1 protein-coding gene is annotated in these 388 nt (G+C 66.8%); it reads left to right on the forward strand.

Translation table 11 applies throughout. From position 1 onward, the window contains the following. A partial coding sequence (locus tag JFN93_RS25320; protein ID WP_199387174.1) for a hypothetical protein occupies window positions 1-388 on the forward strand: 388 nt, incomplete at both ends.

Genomic DNA, 388 nt, shown 5'->3' on the forward strand with positions numbered 1-388 from the left:
GCCCTGACCACCGCAGAGATCGCGGCGATCAGCACCGATAACATCTCCACGCTGACTACCGCTGAGGTGAAAGCACTCACCACGGCTCAAATTGCCGGCCTCGACACTGCTCACGTCCAGGCACTGGGCACCGCACAGGTTGCGGTCCTCTCCACCGCCCAGGCTCAGGCACTCGGTGCCGCAGGCGTTGGCGCACTTACCTCCGATCAGCTCCGTGCGCTGACCACCGCCGACGTGGCGGCCCTGACCACTGCAGAGATCCAGGCGATCAGCACCACCAACCTGGCGACCCTGACCACCGCGGAAATTGGGGCACTGACCACCGCTCAGGCACAGGCCCTCGGCGCCACCGGCATCGCAGCCCTTGGTTCCGATCAGCTCCGCGCCC

It is taken from the genome of Geomesophilobacter sediminis, from assembly GCF_016458275.1.
Lineage (GTDB): Bacteria > Desulfobacterota > Desulfuromonadia > Geobacterales > Geobacteraceae > Geomesophilobacter > Geomesophilobacter sediminis.